At 42.1% G+C, this 22,896-nt stretch carries 22 protein-coding genes; 12 read left to right on the forward strand and 10 right to left on the reverse strand.

What is annotated here, in order from left to right:
* Positions 1-9: 9 nt before the first annotated feature.
* Complete coding sequence (locus FTU45_RS10655) at positions 10-654, reverse strand: hypothetical protein (protein ID WP_159516646.1); 645 nt, start codon at positions 652-654, stop codon at positions 10-12.
* A 274-nt stretch (positions 655-928) separates the two neighbouring features.
* On the opposite strand from FTU45_RS10655, the gene dusA reads away from it, so the two are divergent.
* A complete protein-coding gene (gene dusA / locus FTU45_RS10660; RefSeq protein ID WP_373685751.1) occupies positions 929-1,954 on the forward strand; it encodes a tRNA dihydrouridine(20/20a) synthase DusA in 1,026 nt (341 codons plus the stop codon).
* Between the two features lie 75 nt (positions 1,955-2,029).
* Here the strand turns inward: dusA and FTU45_RS10665 are convergent, their stop codons facing one another.
* Both FTU45_RS10665 and coaBC read right to left on the reverse strand, forming a co-directional pair.
* Positions 2,030-2,542, reverse strand: coding sequence for a hypothetical protein (locus FTU45_RS10665; protein ID WP_100357996.1), 513 nt, complete (start codon positions 2,540-2,542; stop codon positions 2,030-2,032).
* Positions 2,543-2,773: 231 nt separating this feature from the next.
* On the reverse strand, positions 2,774-4,048 hold the full coding sequence (gene coaBC, locus FTU45_RS10670) for a bifunctional phosphopantothenoylcysteine decarboxylase/phosphopantothenate--cysteine ligase CoaBC (protein WP_180076380.1): 1,275 nt from the start codon (positions 4,046-4,048) through the stop codon (positions 2,774-2,776).
* 113 nt (positions 4,049-4,161) lie between these two features.
* Between coaBC and radC the strand changes: the two genes are divergently transcribed.
* Positions 4,162-4,863, forward strand: coding sequence for a DNA repair protein RadC (gene radC, locus FTU45_RS10675; protein WP_074383531.1), 702 nt, complete (start codon positions 4,162-4,164; stop codon positions 4,861-4,863).
* 65 nt (positions 4,864-4,928) lie between these two features.
* The gene (locus FTU45_RS10680; RefSeq protein WP_004281608.1) at positions 4,929-5,840 is read left to right on the forward strand and encodes a bestrophin family protein; all 912 of its coding nucleotides are present in this window, start codon (positions 4,929-4,931) and stop codon (positions 5,838-5,840) included.
* Positions 5,841-5,914: 74 nt separating this feature from the next.
* On the opposite strand, the gene FTU45_RS10685 is transcribed toward FTU45_RS10680, so the two are convergent.
* On the reverse strand, positions 5,915-6,769 hold the full coding sequence (locus FTU45_RS10685) for a PHP domain-containing protein (RefSeq protein ID WP_005098107.1): 855 nt from the start codon (positions 6,767-6,769) through the stop codon (positions 5,915-5,917).
* Positions 6,770-6,813: 44 nt separating this feature from the next.
* Between FTU45_RS10685 and FTU45_RS10690 the strand changes: the two genes are divergently transcribed.
* Genes FTU45_RS10690 through mnmC form a run of 4 tightly spaced genes read left to right on the forward strand, consistent with a single transcriptional unit; the run spans position 6,814 to position 10,218 of the window.
* Complete coding sequence (locus FTU45_RS10690) at positions 6,814-7,425, forward strand: septation protein IspZ (RefSeq protein WP_005168649.1); 612 nt, start codon at positions 6,814-6,816, stop codon at positions 7,423-7,425.
* 28 nt (positions 7,426-7,453) lie between these two features.
* Complete coding sequence (locus FTU45_RS10695; protein ID WP_005098111.1) at positions 7,454-7,756, forward strand: YciI family protein; 303 nt, start codon at positions 7,454-7,456, stop codon at positions 7,754-7,756.
* 5 nt (positions 7,757-7,761) lie between these two features.
* Entirely contained in the window at positions 7,762-8,268 is a 507-nt protein-coding gene (locus FTU45_RS10700) for a hypothetical protein (RefSeq protein WP_074383532.1), read from the forward strand.
* Positions 8,269-8,307: 39 nt separating this feature from the next.
* Positions 8,308-10,218, forward strand: a complete 1,911-nt coding sequence (gene mnmC, locus FTU45_RS10705) for an FAD-dependent 5-carboxymethylaminomethyl-2-thiouridine(34) oxidoreductase MnmC (protein ID WP_180076381.1) — start codon at positions 8,308-8,310, stop codon at positions 10,216-10,218.
* Positions 10,219-10,379: 161 nt separating this feature from the next.
* On the opposite strand, the gene FTU45_RS10710 is transcribed toward mnmC, so the two are convergent.
* Complete coding sequence (locus FTU45_RS10710) at positions 10,380-10,694, reverse strand: rhodanese-like domain-containing protein (RefSeq protein ID WP_005098114.1); 315 nt, start codon at positions 10,692-10,694, stop codon at positions 10,380-10,382.
* A gap of 91 nt (positions 10,695-10,785) precedes the next feature.
* On the opposite strand from FTU45_RS10710, the gene FTU45_RS10715 reads away from it, so the two are divergent.
* The gene (locus tag FTU45_RS10715; protein WP_005098115.1) at positions 10,786-11,274 is read left to right on the forward strand and encodes a YajQ family cyclic di-GMP-binding protein; all 489 of its coding nucleotides are present in this window, start codon (positions 10,786-10,788) and stop codon (positions 11,272-11,274) included.
* Between the two features lie 28 nt (positions 11,275-11,302).
* The gene (locus tag FTU45_RS10720; RefSeq protein WP_005098116.1) at positions 11,303-11,806 is read left to right on the forward strand and encodes a DUF4442 domain-containing protein; all 504 of its coding nucleotides are present in this window, start codon (positions 11,303-11,305) and stop codon (positions 11,804-11,806) included.
* A gap of 61 nt (positions 11,807-11,867) precedes the next feature.
* Here the strand turns inward: FTU45_RS10720 and FTU45_RS10725 are convergent, their stop codons facing one another.
* From FTU45_RS10725 to FTU45_RS10735, 3 genes are read right to left on the reverse strand one after another with little or no spacing between them, the layout of a single operon-like run.
* Positions 11,868-12,308, reverse strand: a complete 441-nt coding sequence (locus FTU45_RS10725; RefSeq protein ID WP_218944670.1) for an acyl-CoA thioesterase — start codon at positions 12,306-12,308, stop codon at positions 11,868-11,870.
* A gap of 5 nt (positions 12,309-12,313) precedes the next feature.
* Complete coding sequence (gene trxC, locus FTU45_RS10730) at positions 12,314-12,745, reverse strand: thioredoxin TrxC (RefSeq protein WP_100355768.1); 432 nt, start codon at positions 12,743-12,745, stop codon at positions 12,314-12,316.
* A complete protein-coding gene (locus FTU45_RS10735; protein WP_180076382.1) occupies positions 12,746-13,642 on the reverse strand; it encodes an alpha/beta hydrolase in 897 nt (298 codons plus the stop codon). It abuts the gene before it with no gap.
* A gap of 125 nt (positions 13,643-13,767) precedes the next feature.
* Here FTU45_RS10735 and FTU45_RS10740 point away from each other — a divergent pair, with 125 nt between their 5' ends.
* Together FTU45_RS10740 and FTU45_RS10745 are read left to right on the forward strand one after the other, a co-directional pair.
* Positions 13,768-14,103, forward strand: coding sequence for a TIGR01244 family sulfur transferase (locus FTU45_RS10740; protein WP_005098133.1), 336 nt, complete (start codon positions 13,768-13,770; stop codon positions 14,101-14,103).
* Complete coding sequence (locus FTU45_RS10745; RefSeq protein ID WP_180076383.1) at positions 14,096-14,518, forward strand: beta-lactamase hydrolase domain-containing protein; 423 nt, start codon at positions 14,096-14,098, stop codon at positions 14,516-14,518. The genes FTU45_RS10740 and FTU45_RS10745 overlap by 8 nt, the downstream gene beginning before the upstream one ends.
* A gap of 155 nt (positions 14,519-14,673) precedes the next feature.
* Here FTU45_RS10745 and FTU45_RS10750 read toward each other — a convergent pair whose 3' ends face one another.
* The gene (locus tag FTU45_RS10750) at positions 14,674-19,518 is read right to left on the reverse strand and encodes a hypothetical protein (protein WP_180076384.1); all 4,845 of its coding nucleotides are present in this window, start codon (positions 19,516-19,518) and stop codon (positions 14,674-14,676) included.
* 171 nt (positions 19,519-19,689) lie between these two features.
* Here FTU45_RS10750 and FTU45_RS10755 point away from each other — a divergent pair, with 171 nt between their 5' ends.
* The gene (locus FTU45_RS10755) at positions 19,690-21,069 is read left to right on the forward strand and encodes a dihydrolipoyl dehydrogenase (protein WP_180076385.1); all 1,380 of its coding nucleotides are present in this window, start codon (positions 19,690-19,692) and stop codon (positions 21,067-21,069) included.
* On the opposite strand, the gene FTU45_RS10760 is transcribed toward FTU45_RS10755, so the two are convergent.
* Positions 21,035-22,654, reverse strand: coding sequence for a Na/Pi cotransporter family protein (locus tag FTU45_RS10760; RefSeq protein ID WP_005168665.1), 1,620 nt, complete (start codon positions 22,652-22,654; stop codon positions 21,035-21,037). The two genes, FTU45_RS10755 and FTU45_RS10760, sit on opposite strands and share 35 nt — an antisense overlap.
* Positions 22,655-22,896 lie beyond the last annotated feature (242 nt).

A 22,896-nucleotide genomic window follows, 5' to 3' on the forward strand; every position in this document is an offset into this window, starting at 1 on the left:
TAACTATACTTAGCTGACTTGAGCCGCTGGATAGAAAGGTTTATTTAAATCTAGAGCAACTGAATTTTCCAATAAAATACAGATAAAGACCGGCAGCAAAGCGGCCAGAATCCGGCAGCTTTCCTCGAGTGACTTGTGATTCAGGGAACTATGATAGGTAACTCCGCCCTGCATGAGCTGATGATGTAATGTATATAAACGACGAAACACCCCGACTAAAATTTCTACAGAATTTCGCTCATTTAAAGCATGCTGTATGATTTTTTTCTGTGTTTCCAGTTCAGCATTACAGCGTTCCAGACTAATTTTCTGGTGACGATAATCCCAAAAACTTTGTTCCATATAGGGGTTCGCTAAGAGTGAGTGGATTGGCTGACTGTACTTTTCCCAGACAATATGATTAATCTTCTGGTCCAGATCATTTTGGCAAAGTATTTCTAGAAATTGATGCAGCTTATCCTTTCCCTGAACCCGATCATCCTCTTCTGCATAAATAGCCTGAAAACCAATCCATAGACTGATGAATTTAAAATCCAGATCTTGATCCAAGTCTAGCGCTTTTTTAAACCAGCCTAAGCCACGATGAATTTTTAAGTTAAAATGTGCTGAATTTTGTGCTTTATGGCTTTTATAAATCTCCTCCAATAACAGCATAATTATTCTCCTTATTTCTATCATTTTTTATATTGGTGTTTCTACTATCAAAATATACCATTCTGGAATGACTTGGAATTCTAATTTTATTTCTTGTTTTATGTCCTGGACTTACTGGCTTGACTCAAGTTCGCCGGGTCGTTCTGCTGATTTTATGCTAGTATTACGCCCTCTTTTTTTGCGATGTTGGCCTAGCGAGCTTGGGCAAAAAAAAATAATCTTTGGGTGATTTATTCATCCCTTCTTCTTCCATTTCGTTAAGGCATAATTTTGAATGACTGATCTGACCACCATTGAAAATAAACTTCAACCACGAATCAGTGTTGCGCCGATGATGGATTGGACCACCAAAGACTATCGCTTCTTTGCCCGTCTGTTTAACCCAAATGTGATTATGTACACTGAAATGGTCACCACAGGTGCCATCATTTATGGGGATGCCAAACGGCATTTGGACTTTAACACCGAAGAACAGCCGATCGTGCTACAACTTGGTGGCTCGAATCCTAAAGATCTCGCGACCTGTACCAAGATGGCACAGGATTGGGGTTATAACGAAGTCAATTTAAATGTGGGTTGCCCGAGTGACCGGGTACAGAATAATAAAATTGGGGCCTGCCTCATGGCTGAACCCGATTTAGTCGCAGAATGTATTGCTGAAATGCAGCATGCGGTGGATATTCCAGTGACTGTAAAACACCGGATCGGGATTGATGATATGCAGTCTTATGAAGAAATGCTGCATTTTGTCGATACCGTGGCCAAAACCGGCTGCAATAATTTTATCGTACACGCGCGCATTGCCTTATTAAAAGGTCTATCGCCTAAAGAAAACCGCGATGTGCCGCCCCTGCGTTATGAAGATGTTTATCGCCTGAAGCAGGATCGTCCTGATCTGCTGATTGAAATCAATGGCGGGATCAAGACCTATGCCGAAACGCTGGAACATCTCAAACATGTCGATGGCGTGATGATTGGTCGTGAAGCCTATCATAATCCGTACTTATTGGCTGAACTGGGCCAATTGTGGAATCTGGATGCACCGGATCGTTTCGAGATCATGCAACAAATGCTGCCTTATATTGCCCAGCGCATGGCAGAAGGTGCACCATTGTCAATTATTAGCCGTCATATTTTAGGACTGTTCCAGAACTTGCCGGGTGCACGTAAATGGCGTCAGGCACTAAGCGGTGGCAATGCCAAAACCTTGAAAGATGTGGAAACTGCGCTGTTTAATATTCAAGAAGCAATGCAACGTACTGAAGACTATGTGCGTGAACATCAGCAAGTTGAATTCTAAATACGAATTTAAAAGTCTAATCGATATAAAAAAGCACCGATCATCGGTGCTTTTTTATAGAGATGAGCGAAGACGTTATTGAGTATATGCGGTGATATTACCGACCGGAACCGGTTCTTCCTGATAAGAAACACCTTGAAATTCTGGCTCGGCAATGGGTGTGACCAGAGAACCGTGCTCATGTTCTTTTGACTCATCTACAGGTTCCAGGTCATCTAAGGCTGAAGCCAGCTGCTGTAACTCCCGATCCAGTTGCTGCCGGTATTGCTCTATTTCAATTTCATCAATAAAAGCAAAGGCATCCTCTTCGATCGACCACCTATAGCCTCCATCGACCTTAAAAATTTTGACATTGACCGGATATGCCTCCCCCTGATAATTCAGATGAGAAATCGCTTTAAATTGATTGCCCTGCCGCTGGACAATTTTGACCTTCTGCACAGTAAAACGATAGCGCTGATAATCCTGATTGGAATTAAATTCCTGTTGCATCTGCGCTTGAATATTTCTGGCCAATTCATCCATCGAGACAAAGTAACTGCATCCAGCCAGACAGGCGATCATCCATAACACAATGATTGTTCTCATAGCGCCTCCTTCTTTTTCTTTCCTGTTCCTGCTTATAGCTGATATATGCAGTATTGTTATGCTTGCTTATTCTGTGACCTATTTTATGCTTTTTTGAAAAAACAAGAAATAAGCAGTGCATGAATCATGACTAAATTATTTAAGATTTCTACAGCTTTTTGAATAAATGATAAAAATTTACTCATAAAAAAGCCCTGAGTCTAACAGGGCTTTTTTTTTGTGAAGATTCTTTTAAAAATCGTCATCACTGGATGGATCACGATGCAAGGCATCATGAATCGCTTCAATCAGCTGCTGGGCAATTTCCTGCTTGGAGGCTTTTTCCAGATCACGCTTATCCATCTGATACTGTTCGGCAAAAAATACGGTCATGGCATTTTCATCCGACGCAAAACCGATATCGGCACGTGAGACATCATTGCAGGCAATCATATCCAGTTTTTTCGCGACCAGTTTGCCCGCGGCATATTCTTCAATATTGCAGGTTTCCGCCGCAAAACCGACCATAAACGGACGTTTCTCTTGCTGGGCGATGGTCGCAACAATATCCGGATTTTTCACAAGCGCCACATTCAGCTCATCGCCAGATTTTTTAATTTTGTGTTCTGCAACTTCCGCCACGCGGTAATCCGCCACCGCAGCAGTTGCAATAAAAATATCACAGCCATCTTCCAGCATCTGCATGCTTTCATTGAGCATTTTTACGGCAGAACTGACATTTTTGCGTTTGACGCCATTTGGTGTATCCAGAGTCACTGGCCCTGCAATCAGGGTCACATCTGCCCCAGCGGCATAACAGGCAGCTGCCAGAGCAAAGCCCATTTTACCGGTACTGTGATTGGAAATATAACGTACCGGATCAATCGCTTCACGGGTTGGACCGGCGGTGATGGTGACACGTTTACCCGCAAGCTGACCAAATTTTTCTGCGATCGCACGCTGTGCTTGATGGAAATATTCTGTGACTTGTCGTGCCAGATCTTCCGGCTCAGGCATACGGCCTAAACCCACATCGCCACAGGCTTGAGATCCGGCATCCGGCATGATCACATGCACACCATCTTCAATTAAAGTGGCCAAGTTGCGTTGTGTTGGCTTAGCTGACCACATTTGCTGGTTCATGGCAGGCGCTACCCAGACTGGTGCTTTCGTCGCCAGATATAAAGTGCTGAGTAGATCATCGGCCAGACCTGCGGCAAACTTTGCCAGGGTGTCACAACTGGCCGGTGCTACCAATAACAGATCTGCCCAACGTGCCAGCTCGATATGGCCCATGCCGGCTTCTGCTTCAGTATCCAGCAATTCAGTATGTACGGGATTGCCCGATAAGGCTTGAAAGGTTAAAGGTGTAATAAAAGCCTGCGCACCGTGAGTCATGACGACCCGCACATCAAATCCGGCATCTTTCAGACGGCGGACCAGAATTGCACTTTTATAGGCAGCAATACCGCCAGTGACGGCCAAAATGATATTTTTATGAGGAATTACACTTAGATCAAAGCTCACGAACAGATTACCTTGCTGTTGCAGTGGGGCTCACAATAGCATTAAATAATCGCATTCCCAAGCGATCGGCTTGCGGGAAAACTGATAATTCATAATAAATAAGTCTAATAACTATGCAATTTTCTATTAAAAACTGGCCGGAACAAGAACGGCCGCGAGAACGCTTAATTCAATATGGCGCAGAAAGTCTGTCCGATGCCGAGCTACTGGCCATTTTTCTACGTTCCGGTTCCCAGCAACATTCGGCAGTTGATCTGGCGCGTTTGCTGATTCAGCATTTTGGTCATTTGACTGCCTTACTGGATGCACCTTTACAGGAAGTCAGCCAGTTTCATGGCATGGGCATCAGTAAATATACCCAACTGATGGCCGTCAAGGAACTCGGACGGCGTTACATTGCCGAGCACCTGAAACAGGATACACTGGAACTTACCAATTCCAAGCGGCTGAGAGATTACTTACGTTTTGAACTGCTCGGTGAAACTCAGGAAGTGTTTGCCGTGCTGTGTCTGGATGCCAGTCTAAGAAAAATTGCCTTTAAAAAACTGTTTTATGGCTCCATCAATGCATGTGATATTTCTATTAATCAATTGCTACGTTATGCCATTAGCCAACAGGCAACCTCAATTGTCATTGCACATAATCATCCGCTGGGCCGGCCCTCTCCCTCCAAGGCTGACCTGGCATTGACCCGCCAGATTCAACAGGCTTGCCAACTGGTGGATATCCATTTAATCGACCATTGCATCATTGCTTTGGAAGGCAGTTTTTCCTTTGCTGAGCAGCAACTCATCAAACCGGAAATGCAGTATTGAATAGCACTTGACAAAGCAGGCACAACTCCACAAGATCATGAAAAAAATTGTGATGATTCCAATAAATGATCGTACGTGACCAGCCGACTGTTTTTAAACTGCTGTTTTCCTGGCGGGGGACGATTTTACCTAAAGTTTTACCACCTTTAGGCGTGGTGATGCTGATGTCAGCTATCATTGGTGGCTTATCACATATTGGCTATTTTCATTTTCCAGAATTACCCCTGGTCGGATTTACCCTGATTGGAGTCGTGCTGTCGATCTTTCTCGGATTTAAGAACTCGGCCTGTTATGACCGCTGGTGGGAAGCGCGCAAACTTTGGGGTATTTTGATTGCCAATTCACGTCATTTTGACCGGGATTGCAGGATGCTGTCCCAAGGTCGCCGTGAGCGTGTGATTCAGCATGTGATTGTCTTTGCCAATGTTCTCCGTGACCGGCTACGCCATCAAACAGCCAATCCGACCGAACTGGTTGAAACCAGCGGCATGAGCCAGCAAGCGGTGACCCAGCTCTATCAACAGGCCAACGCGCCGCAATATACCTTAAGCCTGATTCAATGGGAGTTAATGCAGGCACTCAAAGAAGGTGAAATCTCAGACATCATCTATATGCAGATGAATAATCATGTGGCAGAACTAAGTATTGTCCAGACTGGTTGTGACCGGATTGCGACAACGCCTTTGCCTTTTGCCTATTCGGTCTTGCTGAATCGTACCGTCTATTTTTTCTGTTTTATTTTGCCTTTTAGCCTGGGTTCAACATTGGGTTTATTTACGCCTTTGCTGGTCGGAATTTTGGCTTATACCTTTTTAGGACTAGATGCCTTAAGCTCAGAAATTGAAGAACCTTTTGGCACGCAAAGTAATGATTTGCCACTGGACTCAATGGTGCGTACAATTGAAATTGAACTCTTAGGCACGCTGGGCAAACCAACCCCACCACCGATTCAGGCCAAAGATCATAACCTACTGTAATTTATTCTTCTCTTGCCCTTTTCTATCAGCAAAAGGCACTTCTGCTTTGCAAGAACAAAGTTCGAGTAAAGCACTCAATCAACAAAACTCTCCCAAATCCCGACTTGTCCCGGTTTTAGGCTCGGCACATTCCCGAGTCTGATCCATGGCATATGGTCGCCATGAAAGTCACTGCCAATCGAAACTTTCAGACGATGCTCCGCAATCATCCGATCGACCATCTGGCGAGTGGAACTTGGATCTACCGCTGGCGGCAGTTCAACGGCGTCGCCACCAAACTTGGCAAAGATCTCGATCAGGTAACGAATGTTGGTCGCAGATAGGTCATATTTGGTCGGATGTGCCAGCACTGCAAAACCGCCACTTTCATGAATCACCTGAACCGTGTCTTCAAGACTCAAGCCATCAAATTTGACATAGGCTTTCTTGCCTTCCTTGATGTACTTATCAAAAGCCTGTTGCGGGCGAGTCACAATACCTTTTTCTACTAAGGTTTTGGCAATATGCGTCCGTGTTACCCGATCAGGGATATTATCGACTTTGACCAGTACATCGGCATAAATATCCTGACCAATTAAAGGAATCAGTAAGTCACAGATCTGTTTCGAGCGTTCCGCCCGGATTTTCTTCTGCTGATTGAGGGCTTTTTGTAAAGGCTCAGGATTTTGCATATTCAGTGCAACAATATGCACGCCATAATTTTTCTTGGTGGCTGGACGTGACCACTGGCTGGAGATTTCCACCCCAGAAATGATCTTAATCTCATGATTTTTAGCGGCTTCTTGTGCCAGTTCCAGGCCATCCATAGTGTCGTGATCTGTCAATGCCAAAGTATGCACCGATTTCTCTACGGCAGCCTCGACCAATTGCTGTGGAGTTAAAGTTCCATCAGAAATATTGCTATGTGTATGTAAATCTACGCCGTGCATCTCTATACTATGACATTTATTTAATCAGATTTAGATACTCTAACATGAAAGCACTTTTAGACTTTGTGCCACTCATTATTTTCTTTTATTTATATAAAACTGTAGATCCAAAAGACACTGACCATCAACTTTTGCAATTGATCGGTTCTGCGGGGGGTGTCGACAATAATAATATTCTTGTGGCAACCACTGGTCTGATTATTGCTATGCTGGTGGTCTATGGTGCGTTATTTGTCATGCAAAAATTCCGCTTGGATAAGCAGCAATGGATTGTGCTGTTTATGACCGTGATTTTTGGTGGGATCACTCTGATGCTGAGCGACGATTTCTATATCCGTTTAAAGGCGGTATTGCTGAATCTGGTCTTTGCGGGCGTATTCCTGCTGTCGCCTTGGTTTAGTAAAGATAAAAAGCCACTGATTCAGCGTCTGTTTGGCCCGGTTTTCAACTTAAGTGAAAAAGGCTGGATCAAACTGAACTATGCCTGGGTCGCCATGTTTGCACTGATGTCATTTTTACATACCTTCTTTGCCTACTTGTGGCTGGATGGAAAATATTGGGGCGAATTTACGGCATTCGGTGACATGATCGTGATGTTTTCCTTTATCATTATCCAGTTTATTGTATTGCGTAAATACTTTAAGACTGCTGAATAAATCCAACTACAAACGATTGAGAATCATCATGCCATTATTCGTCGTTAGCTGTACCGATCAGGAAGGTACAGTGGAGAAACGTCTTGCCATTCGTCCACAACATCTTGCCCGCTTGCAAAAGCTGAATGATGAAGGCCGTCTGATTGTTGCAGGCGCGATGCCGAAAGATCCGAGTAATCCACAAGCCGGCTTTTATGGCAGTACCATCATTGTCGATTTTGACAGCCGTGAAGACCTGGATACCTGGCTAGAAGATGAACCCTTCCTGAAAGAAGGTGTATATGCACAGATTGATGTGAAACCGTTTAACAAAGCATTCCCTCAAGGATAAGGTTTATGCGTGTTGTTCTTGCCAGTGTTATTGGCCTCTGTTGTACCTTTCATTCTGTATGGGCAGTAGAAGTTGCCACAGTTCAGACAACACCAAACAGTGTCGCCGCTGCTGCTGTACAAGCTGCGGTCGCAACCCCCACTGCTACGCCAAAACCTGCAATTATCCCTGTGGCTGCAACAGCATCTCAAGCCCTTCCGGCAACTGGAAATAAGCCACTGACTGCTGAAGAACTCGCCAGAAATAAAGCTCAGCAAGATGCCAAAGTAAAAGCCTTGGTGAAAGATCAGGCGACGCGTCTGCAACAGCTGGAAAAAGCCAATCTGGAAGCGTTAGCACAAAATCAGGAACTACAGCTCAGAAATGACAATCTTGGCGTGCAAGTACAGGTTTTACAAAGCGAACGCAGTGCACAGATGTTCCTCTACGGCGCTGCCACATTGGCCGTGGGCGTTTTGCTGGGCTTTCTGATTGCCAGTTACGTTTATACCAAGCGTCGCCGTCAATGGTAATCTATTCCCCTTTCGGACTTATTTAAGGTTGTAGTCGTTTTGTCGCATGCAATTCAAACCGCCGATCTCGATTGGCACTTGGTGGATGGCATTGAAGTGCCTGTCTCTAAACAGTTTGGCGATGTTTATTTTTCTAAAGACAATGGTTTGCTGGAAACCCGCCATGTTTTTTTAAATGGCAATGAACTGCCGACCCGCCTGACTGACTTAAAACCGTTTGAATATTTTTGTGTGGGCGAAACCGGCTTTGGCACAGGATTGAATATTCTGGCGTTATGGCAGCTCTGGCAGCAGACCCGTCCGGACAATCACAGTCATTTGCATGCGATTTCAGTGGAGAAATTTCCGCTCTCTAAACCCGATCTGATTCGCGCTTTAAATGTCTGGCCTGAACTCAAGCCATTAGCAGATCAACTGATTTCCCAATATCCGATGCCAATTGCAGGCTGCCACCGTTTAAGCTTTCCTGAACAACGTTTCAGTCTGGATCTTTGGCTTGGAGATGCCCATGATGTATTTCCCATCATGGAAAAAACCGCACCTGTGAATGCATGGTTTCTGGATGGTTTTGCGCCGTCTTGTAATCCAGACATGTGGGAAGAAAATGTTTTAAATAATATTGTGCGTTTATCCGAGATCGGCACCACTTTCGCTTCTTTTAGTATCGCAGGTGTCCTGAAACGTGGCCTAAAGAATCATGGGATTTCCATTTCACGTCCAAGAGGTTTTGGGCATAAACGTGAAATGCTCAAAGCCATCTGGAAGCTATCTGAACCAGCCAATTCGGGTGCAGATCAGGATATTACTCAAAAAAAAACAGCATTAAATCCTGAACTTGAATTTAACATACGCCAGATTGCGGTTATTGGTGCCGGAATCGCAGGTTTAAGTGCTGCTTGGGCCTTTGCGCAGCGTGGCCGCCAAGTCACGATTTACGATCAATCAGCGCCACTTGCTGGTGGTTCTGGTAACCCGCTTGCACTCCTGAACCCAAAACTCTGCCCGATTGAGCAGAGTGCAGAACATTTAATGACCTTGGCTTGGCAACATGCGCTGACTCATTATGCAAAATTCAAAGCCTTTCGACCGATTCAGGTCAGTCAATTGGCACTCAAACATCCCGAGACTCTTTTAAGTCTGGCAAATGAATATCCAGCACATATTCTTTCAGTGCAAACGGCGGATGAGCAGAAACTGCATACTGAATATTCAAGTTTAAAACTTTTAGCAGCAGGAACTATTTCTCCACATCAATTGCGTGATGAAATTTTACAGCATCCGAATATTAAATATATCCAAGCAAAAATCACCAAAATTGAGCAGCTATCTCAACCCAAACTTTTTGAAAATGAAAATTGTTTGGGTCAGTTTGATCATGTGCTGGTTTGTAGCGCGCGCGAGACAGCACAATTCTTTGAGCATTATCCGGCACTCAAGCCAATTCGTGGACAAGTGAGCTGGCTAAACAATAGCGCTCAGCCTTTAAGCAAAGAGACTGCTTATAACTACGGTGGGTATTGTATGCAACTGGATGATACACATTTAATTCTCGGTGCATCTTTCCATCCTGGTCGGGAGGATACAGAGGTGCTCCTAGAAGATCATGCACATAATCATGAGCTGCTCCAGAGCGTCTTTCCAGATTATGCCGCGTCATTAGCACCGATTAACACCTGGCAAGGCCGTGCAGCGCTACGTGCCCAAAGTCAGGATTACTTTCCTTTACTCGGGAAAATGCAGCCTGAACAGGAAATTTATAGTTTTGCCGGTCTAGGCTCCAAAGGTTTTTTATTTGCACCCCTTTGTAGTGAAATTCTGGTCGCCCAGATTCTGGGTGAAGCCTGTCCTGTTCCGGCAAGTCTGGTTAAAAAACTCAGCGTGAGCCGCTTTCAAAAGAAAGTAAAAGCCAAGAAGCCTTATTTTAAGCCACAAATTGAATTACCCTTTTGAATGAATCCCTCTAAGTCCCCCTTTTTTAAAGGGGAACTTTTTTATACTTTTATGAATAAATCGAATGCCTGTAGCTCCTCCCTTTAGAAAAGGAAGGTTGGGAGGAATTAAATTTCAGCCAATAAAAAAGCGCCTTGCGGCGCTTCTTTTTAACAGAATGCTTATGCACCCTGTTCAAGCGGTAAGCCTGCATCACGGGCGGCACGAGTACCCCCCATCAGAATGACATATTCACGTGAACTGTCAAAACCCTCTAGTTTTTCAGCAGCACGTGGAGCTTTACTACCCCCACCACACAAGATGTAAATGGGTTGATCCGCTGACACCTGAGTTAGGCTCTCTGCTGAAAGATCGTTAATGGGCTGATTTACCGCCCCTTTCACGTGTGCTTCAGCAAAAGCACTTGTATCGCGTACATCCCAGATAATTGCATTTTCTGGGAACTCAAATGTTGTAATTTCTTGTTTACGGATCATTGCGCACTCCTTTGATGTAAACAACACTTGGCAAATGAAGAAAACATCCCTAGCATCTCAGATATTCTTTCCATTTGTAAAGGTCTAAACCATGCCTTCTTTCGATATTGTTTCTGAATTAGAAATTTTTGAAGTAAATCATGCAGTTCAAAACACCCAAAAAGAAATTGCGACCCGCTTTGACTTCCGCGGTCAGGACGTTTCTATTGAACTGAATGAAAAAAACAAGGAAATCAAGATTTCGACTGAAAGTGATTTCCAGTGTGAACAAGTGTATAGCATGCTCGAAAGTCATTTCTTTAAACGCAAAGTTGATATTCAGGCACTCGATCCACAGAAAATGACGGCTTCTGGTAAAAACGTGATTCAGGTGATCAAGCTCAAAGACGGTCTTGACTCTGATACCGCAAAAAAAATCAATAAAGCCATTAAAGAAAGCGGCATTAAAGCGCAATCTTCTATTCAGGGTGACAAGATTCGTGTAACGGACAAGAAGCGCGACACTTTGCAACAAGTGATGACCTTCTTAAAAGAACAGCAATTTGGTCTGCCTTTACAGTTCAATAACTTTAAAGATTAAGACCGCACAGTGTCTTAAAGAAGGAATTATGACGCATCGCAATCGACTGACCAAACTGGTAAAAGCTACTTCCAGACTACCTCAAGCTATTCGTAGTACTTTATTGAGTAAAACCTTTGGTCGGATTATTCCCATGGTAGGTTCTGCCAAGATTCGCTATGTAGAACTCAGTGGGGAAAAAGTGGTGGTCACAATCGCTAACCATAAAGCCATGCAAAACCATATTGGTCAGGTACATGCCTGCGCCATGGCCTTAGTGGCAGAAACTGCGACCGGCTTTGTGACGGCAATGAATGTGCCGGATACCGCGATTGTATTAATCAAAAGTTTGAAGATTGATTTTAAACGTCCGACCAAAGGCGCCATGACTGCAGTCGCTACCTTGACGCCGGAGCAACAAGCACTCATGCAAAGCTCCGATAAAGGCGAAACATTGGTTCAGGTCACGGTCACGGATGAATCCGGTGAAACGCCGATTCAATGTGAAATGCTCTGGGCCTGGATTGCCAAAGATCAGCTCAAGCAATCATAATTCTTTCTAAGCAAGAAAAATCCCAGAGATGATCTCTGGGAGTTTTTTATATCTCATTCAATCATTGGGCTGCTTGAGACTCTAAAAACTTCTGTTTGGCTTCCTCTGGAATCAGACGCTTATTGCCTTTTACATCGACTGCGACAAAGGTAAATACCCCTTCTGTGACACGAATCGGCGCACGTGAATCATCATGACTGTCCCAGACTTCAATTTCCATCTGAATAGAGGTCTTGCCAACTTTTAAAATCTGGGTATAACAGCTAATGACATCCCCGACTTTCACTGGAACCAGAAAGGTCATCTGGTTAATCGAAATCGTGGCACAACGTCCCTTTGAAAATCGTTCTGCGTGAATCGCGCCTGCCAAGTCCATTTGTGAAACGATCCAGCCACCAAACACATCACCACTCCAGTTGGTATCTGCAGGCATTGCGATCGTTTGTAGGGAAAGAATCCCCTCTGGTTTTACTTGAGAATCTGACACATTCACTCCAGGCATTTGAATTAGGGTTGGGTATTTAACTGCTGATCAAGCCATTTTTGTAGTTCGCTTGATCGTAATGCACCGCTTATTCTAGCAATTTCGTTGCTTTTATTCATCAACACCAGCGTCGGAATACTACGAACATTAAATGCTGAACTTAAGCGCGGATTCGTTTCGGTATCAATTTTTGCAAAAACCACGTTTGGGTATTGCTGCGCGACAGTCGCAAAATGCGGTGCCATCATTTTACAGGGGCCACACCATTCTGCCCACAGATCAATCAGGATTGGTAAATCACTATGGGTGACAAACTGGCTGAAATTCTGCTCATTTAATTCAATTGGCGCCAATGGAATCAGGGCCTGATGACATTGACCACAGGCAGGGTTGGCGGTGAGTTTATCTTCAGGAACACGATTTTTGGCCTGACATTCTGGGCATACAATAATCATCTAGCGTACTCCAATATGTTGATGTAGGAATTCTAATTGGGTTGAAACGGCTTTTTCAAACCATTCACCATGATAAATATCAAAATGCCGGATATTCCACTCCTGATATTGTACAAACGGTGCAAGATTGGTTACGGTTTCGCGACTGGATTCAATCGGAATTAAACTATCCAGTTTTGCTGCAATAAACAGCACCGGAATGGTGATTTTTCTAACTTGCTGAATCGGGCGATAACGCATTAAATTAAAAAAGACCCGCGCAGGAATTTGACCACTCCAATAATAATCCGGATTCACAATCGACAGATAACCCTCGTAGCTGTCCTGTGTCGGCATAAAACACAGCTCGCAAGGATCGACCACCGGCAAGGTTTTGGGCTGCATACCGACCTTACTTCCCATATAGTCCTGACTAGAAACCTTAAGTGCCTTAGGGAGTTGCTGCAAAGGATAAAACCTGGCACTTTCAGCCCCATCGACAAAAGGCACCTGTACCATTGCGGCCTGAATATTTTTCAGTTCTGCTGCCAGAGTGAGTACATGCCCTCCGCTTAAGGCAGTTCCCCAGAGCACGATCCGTTGACTATCAATCGACTTACGTGCCTGAATATGCCTGATCATGGTTCGCCAGTCATCCAGCTGGGCATTAATGGATACCAGCTCACGCGGTCGCCCGGTACTGCCGCCCCAATAGCGATAATCGAATAACACCACCGCATAGCCGGCACTGGCAAAATGCTGGGCATAGTGCACCAGTTTAAATTGACGTAAGGCCGCCAGACCATGGGCCATCAAGATCACGGCCGGTTTTTCTATATTTTTAGGCCGATAAAAATCTGCAGCAATCACGTCCTGACCGCTTTTGACATACAGTGGCTCAACTGTATAAGCCTGCATACGCGCTCCATTGCGTTATCTTATGGTGATCATCATTTATAAAAATTTCACAACAGCTTCAGCATGTTTTCCGCTTAATGCTATCATAAAGCATATCGATATAAATGAAATGATGGAGTGGCGTCATGAGCGAAAATGTAGGCTTTGCTGGTCAAATTGGTCCGGAACACGTGACTCAGGTGGTCGAGAAAGGTTTTAAATCTATTATCAATAACCGCCCGGATATGGAAGGTGGTTCTGAGCAGCCGACCAGTGCACAAATTGAAGAAGCTGCACGCAGTGCCGGTCTGGATTATGTCTTTCAGCCTGTCGTCGCTGGTCAGATTACTGAGCTCGATGTACGTACTTTTGCCAATCATTATAATGAATTGCCGAAACCTATCCTGATGTTCTGCCGTACCGGAAACCGCTCGAATAATTTATATCAACTGGCAAAACAGATGGATCTGCTGGATGACTAAGTCGTTTTGGAAAGGTGTGGTACTAGCAATCTGTTTTAGCTGTACTTCACTTGTTTTTGCTGCACAAGAGCTTAGCCGTGCACTGACCTCTACGGTGAGTGTTACAGGGCAAATGACCACCAACAAGTTTCAGCAATTGATGCAACAGGGTTTTAAATCTGTGATTGTCAATCGCCCGGACCAGGAACAAGGCAATCAGGTCAAGGTTGGACAGCTACGTTCAATTGCTGAAAAGTCTCAAGTCAGTGTTATTTATCAACCCATCATGAGTGGTCAAATTTCTCAGGCCAATATTGAGGAGTTTGCTCGATCTTATAATGAGCTGCCAAAGCCGATTTTGATGGTCTGCCGTAGCGGTACACGTTCAGCGACCTTGTTTAACCAGGCTAAATCTCAAGGATTGATTCATGAATAAAATCTTAGTGGTGTTATGTCTGAGCTTGACCTTTATCGGCTGTAGTTCAATGAACTTGAAGCCGACTGTGGGTGTGAGTGTGGGAACTTCTATCTAGTCCTTAAATTTTAGCTCCTATAAAAAAAACAGCGCCGAAGCGCTGTTTTTTTTAAGATTTAAGGTTGGCAATTAGTACTAGAAAGTCCATAAGGGCTGAATTCATTCGGTGCACTGCTACCATCTTCTTCATAGTCTGCTTTAGAAGCAGGTAAGGTAAAGGTAATATTTCCTTTAGTTGGCGTCTGCGCAGATGGCATACCTTCAGCTAAGGTTGTGGTTGCTTCAATATTCACTGTCACCCAATGCGCATTTGCTTGTGGGTATTCAATAGTAAAGTCAAAACGACCTGTACTATCTGTTCTATATTTAGCTCCCTCAGATGAAGTTTCAACATCAAGGAAACGAACAACACGCAATGCTTTCTGATTAACTTCAGTCATATCAGTATTAACATTACAAACTTTTGCTCTATTTCCTGTTGCTTGTTGAGCTGGAATTAAGCTATTACCATTACTCAACAATGCATAATAAGAATCATTTGGAGCAATCCATTTTTTCAAGTCCGTAAATGGAGGTTGACCGATAGGTTCCAAAGTTATTGAACCATCATTTGCTGTAACTTGTCTCCATGGATAGTCTTTAATTTCATAACGCCATTGCCCTAATGTATATTGGGTAGGTCGTGTCGCTAAAGTTACCTCTTGATTAACAATTGGTTTACCATCTAGATCAACCAATTGTGCAGAGCCTTTCAAACGGTAGTAAATAGTTAAGTCTTCAATATGATTCGCAGGTTCTAACTTATTAGAAATATTAAGTGCTATTGAGCCAAGCGTATTAGCAACTGTACGGACAGCAGTAATATTAAATGGTTCTGTAATTTTAAGATTATTTTCATCAATTACTGTCGCATTAATATTTAAGCCACTGTTCAATAAGCTCGCAACATCTGCCGTATTCAATAGTCGCTCATCCAAAACAACTTTAAACTTAGCAAAACCTGACTCATCACTTTCAACCGTTGATGGACCTGTTACATAAGCTAAATTATTAGGGATTCCTAAGGTTACCGCTTTACCTTCAACACTTGCACCATCTGTATCTGATACAAGAACCGAAAGTTCAAATTGATCACCACGTACATTCACGCGATTCTTATTGCTCAAGAACTTCAATACCAATTCAGGTGCTTGTGCAGTTGGTGTACGAACAGTCAGGACACTCGGCTGACGAACTTGTTTACCCGCTGAATTTGTATGTGTTGCCAACAAGCTGACCTCAGAAGTTGCAGCACCATCAGGGACAACGACTTCAAATGTTGCCTCACCGAATTCATTGGTGATCACTGAAGAAGCACCACGAATTGTAGCATCTGGATTACCCGCTAATCTCAGCATCACAGGCTGTTCTGCCACACCACCATTATTATCATCTAACAGTTTTACTGTTACTAATGCTGAATCACCGCTATTTACTAAAGAAGTTTTTGAGCGTTGAATATCGAGGTGATTAGTATTAGAAACCTCATCAACATCAATAGTTAGTTCTTTACCACGTTTTTCACCATTTGGTAATGTAATAGTTGCACGAATAACAATACCATCACGCAGCAAACGGGAACGCTGTTCGGCGGTTAAAGTAGCTGGTATAGTCAATGTCGCTTTAGCATTACCATTAGCATCAACAGCGTAAGTTACAGCATTCAGACTTAAACCATTGATTGCGCCATCTAAAATTTCCAGGTTCACAGGATAACCTGTAACTTTAATGTCGTTACTAACTACTTTAATACCAATATCAAGTGTATCGCCTGTTTCAAATACTGTGGCTTTAGATTTAGAAAGACTCACATCTAATGCTTGCTGAGGCACAGTTACCTGAATTTTATTCACTTGAGTTACGGAAGTACCATTGCTTGAATTTAATGTAGATACAGCATAGGTAATACCAGATCTAACCATATCCTCTTCAATCGAACCAGGTGCTACATTTAGTTTGAAATATGCATAGCCTTGAGCATTTGTTATACCAGTGTTCTGATCAACTGTTACACGAGAAGAGACATTTTGAGTTAAAGCAAATGCAACAGACTTACCCTCTAATCCTGTACCATTTGCATCTATAGCTCGAACAGCAACAACTACCTCACCACCAAGACCACTTACCGTTGGTGCACTTGCATTAATCAGTAATTGATCAATTAAAGTAATTGGGGTTGCTGGCTCCGTTACCATGATGCGATAAGTATTATTAATTGATACGCCATCTGTACGTTTATGAACTGCTGCTAAGGTAATACCACTTTCTACCAAATTCTTAATAGCATCTAAGTTTTGAGCATTCACATTTATAGTGAAATTCGCGATACCATTATCATTTGTTTTAACATTGTTAGTACCTGTAAAAGTCACACCATTTTGTGTTGCAACTTCATTTAATCCTAAACCGATAGATTGATTTTTGGCAGGTGTACCATCTGTATTAAACGCTTGTAATGTAAAGGTAACTGTTTTATTTCCTGATGCAGTTACTGTACCAGTATTCGATGTAATTTGAATACGCTGGAGCTGGACAGTGGTCGATTCATTATTTGAATTTTTTAAATACAATTGAGTATTATTAAATTTCTCCCCAACAGCGGCTTTTAACTTAACGCCATTACCTGATGTTAGTTTAGAAATGAGTTGTTTATCATTAGTAGCATTGTATGACAAAGTAAATTCTGCGTATCCATCTTGACCTGTAGGTTTTTCTGAACCACCTACGATTGAAAGAGGAATTACACCATTCAACATTAAATCAGAGAGATTTGCAATTGATAGTTTTACAGGCTGACCGGCTAAAGTAGCACCTTCTACATTCAAGGCTTTCACACGAATAGTTGTTTGACCAGATTTAATAACATCTAAAATTGCATCTTGCTGTAATGAATCAATGGCAACATATGCCACACTATCTTTCAAACTAGCTACTAAATCTTCTTGTACTTGAATCAACATGCTATTTGTTACAGTGGTTTTATCAGCAATGATTGTCGATACATCTATTCCGATACCTTGTTGTACAAGATTCGCTATTGCCGCAGCATTAACAGCATTTACTTTAACTGTAAAAGTAGCCTGACCCTTATCATTTGTTGCTTGAGTATTTGAGCCTACAAATGTAACTCCATTTTTTACAGCATTTTCACTTAAAGCAAATGCAATGATTTTTTGGGCAGCAGGTTGCCCAGCATTGTTGATTGCTTTTACTGTTATCTCAAACTCACCATCTTTAGCAGCAACTACTCCTTTGGTGGCCATTAACTCTAGTCGTTGAATATCAGACAATGGGTCTTGTACTTCAGTTTTAGAACTAAGCGTGATAGTTTGCGTTTGACTTATAACTTTATTTTTAGTGTTAACATGACTAACAGCTAATTTTATGCCTTTTTCTTTCAGCTCATCAAATATTTGTTTGTCATCTAATTTATTAAATACCAAATTAAAAGTTACCTCCCCTTTTTCATTAGTTGTTTGAGAAGATGAATTATCAGCGATAACCCCTAAACGTTCAGACTCGATAATATTTAATTGAATTCCTTGATTAGCAACGGCTCCACCATATTCATCTACAGCCTTAATAGTAACTTGACCATTACCTTCTGAAATATCTAAGTGATTTGTTAAAAAAGTTAAATTAGTTACAGCTTCATTCATATTTGATACAGCTGTTAATTTGTGCTGCTGCACTACTGACTTATTTAATACATCAACAACCGTTGCTTTAAGAGAAACTCCAAATTCTGCTAATCTTTTTTGCGCACTTGCACTATTCTCTCCAATAGTAAGATCGAATCTTGCAATACCATTTTCATCCGTCGTTACGATAGTCTTAGTAATATTTGCACCATACGTACTAGCATTTACAACTTCAACGCTGTCACCAATTTGCTTAATAGTGTCAGCTATCTCTAATGCTACTTTCTGGTTTTTAACAGGCAACCCTTCAGGATTGAGCACATAAATATCAATAGCTGCACTACCATTAGATGCATTGATTTTATTATTAGAAATATCTGTATTAAAAATTACCTTATCAACAATACCAACAGCAGAACGAACAGTCAGATTTGAAGTTTGTGTCGCAACTGCACCTTCACTATCTACTAACATAGCATTTAAAGTTAAACCTTCTCTTACTAATGCCTCACGATTAGCTTCCTTACCTGCCAATAGTTTTACTTTAAATGTTACATAACCATCATTATTTGTGGAAAGTTCTGATTGGCTAGAAAGGGAAAAAATATTTTGCTTGTCTTTAGGAATAGATAATGAAATCTTTTGATTTGCGACTCCGCCGCCATTCACATCTCTTGCTCTCAGCTTAACTTCAGTTTCGCCGCCGGTTACATTAATTGCATTAATAGGCTCAAATACCACTTCCAGTTTACTTTGAGCCACATTTTCAGTACCCCCTGTAATACCAATTAGATGTGACTGAGTAATACTAGTTCCAACAATTGACCCCGTAAGATTAAGATTCTTAATATCAGCTGTAATTTCAGGAACAGTAAGTGTAAAACTGGCATAACCTGTTTCATCTGTAGTTTTTACTGATGCATCACTTGTAATGTTATATTTTTCAAAGTCTTTAATAGATAATTTAACTTCGCGACCAGCAATACCACCACCGTCTTTATCAACGGCTTGTAATTTTACAATAAGCGTATCGCCTTTACGGGTAATATTTGTTTTTACATTATTCTTTTCATCAAAAGAACCTATAACAAGAGCTGCTACTTCTTTTAACTCAACTTGGTTTCCATTCTCACCACTTGTATTTCCTCCTGGACTACCAGCTGAAGAGCCATTATCATAATACCCGTCACTACCGCCCCCTCCGCAAGCAACTAAAGAAATTGAGGTCGCTAAAACTGTTGTGTTTACCCCTAATTTTTTTAAATTTATAAACAAACTCATAATTTTTCCCACTAAATATAATAGTTAAGCAGCCATAAAAAAATAGCTTTTGGCTTTTATACAAAATTTACTTAAATTAGCAAAAATAAGCAATCTAGTTACATAAATTACATCATAAACATTGTAAATCTTAAAGATAAATAACTGCTTTTGAGAATTGGTAATCATTCTATGTACGACCTCATCATTATTGGCGCAGGCACTGCAGGAATCAGTGCTTATAACGAAGCCATCAAACATACTCAGAATATTTTAATTATCAATGATGGCCCCTGGGATACGACCTGTGCACGTGTCGGCTGTATGCCAAGCAAACTGCTGATTTCATCTGCAAATCGCATGCATGACATTCAATCCGCGAAAGACCTCGCTTTACAACATGATGCTGTAGTAGATACTTCAGGTGTGATGCAACGTCTACATAGCTTAAGAGAACGTTTCATTCGCGCAACCCTGAAAGGTGTTGATCGATGGGAGGCTTCACATAAAATTTCTGGTCATGCAACGTTTATTGATGCCCATACAGTTGAAGTCAATGGACAAGCTTATCAGGCTAAAAGCTTCATTATTGCGGTTGGTTCACGACCTAATATTGATAAAACATTCAAGGAAGAATTAGGAGATAAATATCTAACTTCTGATGAGATATTTGAACTTTCTCAATTACCCAAGTCTTTAGCAGTGATCGGAAGCGGTGTGATTGCCATTGAACTGGCACAAGCCATGCAACGACTGGGCGTAGACACTACCCTGTTCGCTCGTAGCCAAAAAGTAGGTGCCTTAACCAGCCCTGCTTTACAAAAGCTGGCACAGGAGCAATTGAGTAAAGAACTCAATATCAAGTTCAAAATCTTGCCAGATCAAGTTAAAAAACAAGCTGGTCATATCCAGATTAATTTTACTGAAAATGATCAAGCTCAAACTATTCAAGTTGAATATATTTTGGGTGCTACAGGCCGTCAGACTAATCTGGATCGCTTGGGTTTAAATCAGTTAGATCCTAATTTTGCTGATATCAAAAAATTGCCTATCAATAAAAAAACCAAACAACTCGCAGATATGCCGATATTTATAGTGGGTGATGCCGCACCTGATGCCCCCATTCAGCACGAAGCTGCTCATGCTGGTAAAGAAGTGGTTCATAACTGTTTAAATTATTCCGAGATTAAGCCGATTCCCGCACTCACCCCACTGGCAATCGTATTCTCTCACCCGGAAATGGCGATTATCGGACAAAGTTTTAAACAGTTAGAACAGCAAAATATTGAATTTATTCGAGGATTTGCCTCCTATGAAAATCAAGGACGTGCATTGGTTCTTGCTGAAAATAAAGGTGGTATTGAAGTTTATATTGATAAAAAATCAGGCAAATTATTAGGCGCAGAACTCTTCTGTTCACAAGCTGAACATCTTGGCCATCTTCTGGCCTGGACCATTGATGCCGATCAGGATATTCATCAAATCCTGGCAAAACCTTTTTATCACCCAACACTGGAAGAAGGTCTCAGATCTGCTCTTAAACATGCTCGTCGTCAATTTGATGCATTGTAAGTGTTTGCTGACGCTCATTGAGTACATTAATCAAACGGTAACTGTGCGCAACTAAGCGATCTAACCAACGCTGAGCAGCCAATAACTCAAAAGTTTTGGCTGCATTCAGCTGATACGTTGAGGCATAAATATTAGTTTTTTCACGTAATTCGCTACGATGCTGTTTACTCCACTGTTTTAGATGTCCCATTTCAATATACAGTTGGCTCAAATCTTCAGATGAGCGAGTATCTAGCATGCTATTTCCAGCATTTTCCAGAATCTGGATAAAATCCAAGGCAAGTTGATGAATCGCGGGTTGGGTACGAATACTCACAACATGCTTTAGATTTTCCAAATCACTACGCAACACTTTCAGATAAACCATCATCCTTAATAAGCTAAACAGCCGACTTTGATCAGTGCTATTTTCAGGCACAACAATTTTTTCTAAATAATCCTGTAATTTGTAAATTAATTCGTCTTGCTGTTTTAATTCATTGGCCGAAACCAATTCTGCTGACTTGATGGCTTTTAGAATCCAGGAATATTGGGTCAATATGGTTTTAAAGATCACTTGTTCTGCCGTATTAATTGCGACCGCAGGCACTGCCAAACTGGCTTCATCCAAGGCCTGTAATAATGAATCTTCATGTGCCGGAATATATTTCACCAACAGCTGTTCAAAGGGGCGAATCAATGGCATAAAAAATAAGGCACCAAATACACTGAAGGCTGTATGAAAAGCTGCCACAATGACCACATGATCCCAACCAGATAAAAAATACTGTGGTTGATACAGCCATAAAAACAAGGGAACCAAAATACAAAATGCAAAAATTGCACTCACGACATTAAAACAGACATGCACAGCAGCAGTTCGTTTTGCATTGGCATTTGCACCGATGGCTGCCAGTACTGCAGTTGCAACGGTTCCAATATTCTGGCCAATGACGAGCACAAGCGCTTGATCGAGCTGAATCGCCTGACTTGCTAATGCAGCAAGTGTCGCTGTAATGGCGGCACTAGAGGACTGCAAAATCACAGTCATGACCAAACCGAAAAGTACCAATAACAGCTTTGCAGCAAAACTTTCGGTCGAGAAAATTGAAAGATCGAGATGTTCTGCGACACCTGACATTGCTACTTGAAGCAAATCAATTCCAAAGAAAATCAGGCCGAATCCCGCAAGCGCCAAGCCGGTAAGCGCTGTACGTCCATGTGCTAATATTTTAAGTAAAGCGCCTATGGCAATGAGAGGCAAAGCCACTTGTCCAATAGAAAACTTTAAACCTAAAAAAGCCACAATCCAGCCAGTACTGGTTGTACCGATATTGGCGCCAATAATTACACCAATGGCTTGCGAAAAAGAGAGTACGCCTGCACTGACAAAGCCAATGGTTGCTAGAGTCGTGGCTGTGGAGGATTGCACAATCAAGGTCAAGGCAATACCTGAAGTCATTGCTTTAAAAGGAGAACCAGTAAACCGACCTAACCATTGTCTTAATGTTTCACCTGCAATATCTTTAAGGCTCTCGGTCATTAAAGTCATACCAAGCAAAAATAAACCGATTCCACCACAGAGCTGTGTAAATACCTCAAACACGCAGATTCCTAGGCTTTAAATTTTAATGATTAAAACATAATCAGGCTGATTTAAAAACAGCAAATAACCTTGAGTAAATTCAGAATATTATTTTTACTATATTTAATTTTACTATAAATCCCGCACACAAAAAAACACCCCCCTGCATAAGCAGGGGGGTGTTTCGAATAATGAGCTGGCGATGACTTACTCTCACATGGGTAACCCCACACTACCATCAGCGCAAAGAGGTTTCACTTCTG

The organism is Acinetobacter sp. YH12106 (genome assembly GCF_013418995.1).
Classification (GTDB): domain Bacteria; phylum Pseudomonadota; class Gammaproteobacteria; order Pseudomonadales; family Moraxellaceae; genus Acinetobacter; species Acinetobacter pseudolwoffii.

What these genes read in the sequence shown, in the direction of transcription:
- FTU45_RS10655 (WP_159516646.1), bottom strand. Translation starts at nt 654, where the DNA reads ATGCTGTTATTGGAGGAGATTTATAAAAGCCATAAAGCACAAAATTCA.
- dusA (WP_373685751.1), top strand. Translation starts at nt 929, where the DNA reads ATGACTGATCTGACCACCATTGAAAATAAACTTCAACCACGAATCAGT.
- FTU45_RS10665 (WP_100357996.1), bottom strand. Translation starts at nt 2,542, where the DNA reads ATGAGAACAATCATTGTGTTATGGATGATCGCCTGTCTGGCTGGATGC.
- radC (WP_074383531.1), top strand. Translation starts at nt 4,162, where the DNA reads ATGCAATTTTCTATTAAAAACTGGCCGGAACAAGAACGGCCGCGAGAA.
- FTU45_RS10680 (WP_004281608.1), top strand. Translation starts at nt 4,929, where the DNA reads ATGATCGTACGTGACCAGCCGACTGTTTTTAAACTGCTGTTTTCCTGG.
- FTU45_RS10685 (WP_005098107.1), bottom strand. Translation starts at nt 6,769, where the DNA reads ATGCACGGCGTAGATTTACATACACATAGCAATATTTCTGATGGAACT.
- FTU45_RS10690 (WP_005168649.1), top strand. Translation starts at nt 6,814, where the DNA reads ATGAAAGCACTTTTAGACTTTGTGCCACTCATTATTTTCTTTTATTTA.
- FTU45_RS10695 (WP_005098111.1), top strand. Translation starts at nt 7,454, where the DNA reads ATGCCATTATTCGTCGTTAGCTGTACCGATCAGGAAGGTACAGTGGAG.
- FTU45_RS10700 (WP_074383532.1), top strand. Translation starts at nt 7,762, where the DNA reads ATGCGTGTTGTTCTTGCCAGTGTTATTGGCCTCTGTTGTACCTTTCAT.
- FTU45_RS10710 (WP_005098114.1), bottom strand. Translation starts at nt 10,694, where the DNA reads ATGATCCGTAAACAAGAAATTACAACATTTGAGTTCCCAGAAAATGCA.
- FTU45_RS10715 (WP_005098115.1), top strand. Translation starts at nt 10,786, where the DNA reads ATGCCTTCTTTCGATATTGTTTCTGAATTAGAAATTTTTGAAGTAAAT.
- FTU45_RS10720 (WP_005098116.1), top strand. Translation starts at nt 11,303, where the DNA reads ATGACGCATCGCAATCGACTGACCAAACTGGTAAAAGCTACTTCCAGA.
- FTU45_RS10725 (WP_218944670.1), bottom strand. Translation starts at nt 12,308, where the DNA reads ATGCCTGGAGTGAATGTGTCAGATTCTCAAGTAAAACCAGAGGGGATT.
- trxC (WP_100355768.1), bottom strand. Translation starts at nt 12,745, where the DNA reads ATGATTATTGTATGCCCAGAATGTCAGGCCAAAAATCGTGTTCCTGAA.
- FTU45_RS10735 (WP_180076382.1), bottom strand. Translation starts at nt 13,642, where the DNA reads ATGCAGGCTTATACAGTTGAGCCACTGTATGTCAAAAGCGGTCAGGAC.
- FTU45_RS10740 (WP_005098133.1), top strand. Translation starts at nt 13,768, where the DNA reads ATGAGCGAAAATGTAGGCTTTGCTGGTCAAATTGGTCCGGAACACGTG.
- FTU45_RS10745 (WP_180076383.1), top strand. Translation starts at nt 14,096, where the DNA reads ATGACTAAGTCGTTTTGGAAAGGTGTGGTACTAGCAATCTGTTTTAGC.
- FTU45_RS10750 (WP_180076384.1), bottom strand. Translation starts at nt 19,518, where the DNA reads ATGAGTTTGTTTATAAATTTAAAAAAATTAGGGGTAAACACAACAGTT.
- FTU45_RS10755 (WP_180076385.1), top strand. Translation starts at nt 19,690, where the DNA reads ATGTACGACCTCATCATTATTGGCGCAGGCACTGCAGGAATCAGTGCT.